General features: G+C 63.5%; 1 protein-coding gene. It reads right to left on the bottom strand.

The window, feature by feature from the left end; genetic code table 11:
- Positions 1–1,130 (bottom strand): immunoglobulin-like domain-containing protein (locus AC3WN7_RS28585; protein ID WP_492575441.1); only part of this gene is annotated, 1,130 nt, incomplete at both ends.

Below are 1,130 nucleotides of genomic sequence, written 5' to 3'. Positions count from 1 at the left end.
ACCGGGGTCTTGATCGGGTTGATCGCTTCGAGGTTGCCACCCACTGCGTCCTTGATGGATTCAGTGACGGTGGTCGGGCCTTGGTAGACGTCGTTGCCGACGCTGACCGGCAGGCTGCCGGAGCTCTGGCCTTCGGCGATGGTGATGACCTTGCCGCTGTCGAGGGTCACGGTCACCGGACCGTTTTGCGCGGTGACCGGTTTGCCCTGGGCATCGGTCAGGGTCGCGGTGTAGGTGATGGTGCCGTTCTCGTCCACGCTCGGGGTGGCGGTCAGGGTCACGGTGGTGGTGTCGTTGACATCGTTGACCGTGGTTTCCACCGGGGTCTTGATCGGGTTGATCGCTTCGAGGTTGCCGCCCACCGCGTCCTTGATGGATTCAGTAACGGTGGTCGGACCGGTGTAGACGTCGTTGCCCACGGTCACTGGCAGGCTGCCGGAGCTCTGGCCTTCGGCGATGGTGATCACCTTGCCGCTGTCGAGGGTCACGGTCACTGGACCGTTCTGCGCGGTGACCGGTTTGCCCTGGGCATCGGTCAGCGTCGCGGTGTAGGTGATGGTGCCGTTCTCGTCCACGCTTGGAGTGGCGGTCAGGGTTACGGTGGTGGTGTCGTTGACGTCGTTGACCGTGGTGGTCACTGGCGTTGTGTTTGGCGACACCAATTCCAGGTTGCCACCCACCGCGTCCTTGATGGATTCAGTAACGGTGGTCGGGCCGGTGTAAACGTCGTTGCCGACGCTGACCGGCAGGCTGCCGGAGCTCTGGCCTTCGGCGATGGTGATGACCTTGCCGCTGTCCAACGTCACGGTCACCGGACCGTTCTGCGCGGTAACCGGGGCACCGTTCTTGTCGGTCAAGGTGGCGGTGTAGGTGATGGTGCCGTTTTCGTCCACGCTCGGGGTGGCGGTCAGGGTCACGGTGGTGGTGTCGTTGACATCGTTGACCGTGGTTTCCACCGGGGTCTTGATTGGGTTGATCGCTTCGAGGTTGCCACCCACCGCGTCCTTGATGGATTCAGTGACGGTGGTCGGGCCTTGGTAGACGTCGTTGCCGACGCTGACCGGCAGGCTGCCGGAGCTCTGACCTTCGGCGATGGTGATGACCTTGCCGCTGTCGAGGGTCACGGTCAC

It is taken from the genome of Pseudomonas sp. FW305-70, from assembly GCF_058783925.1.
Note: the sequence above shows the minus strand (reverse complement) of the source record. Positions and strands in the feature narration are given on the sequence as shown.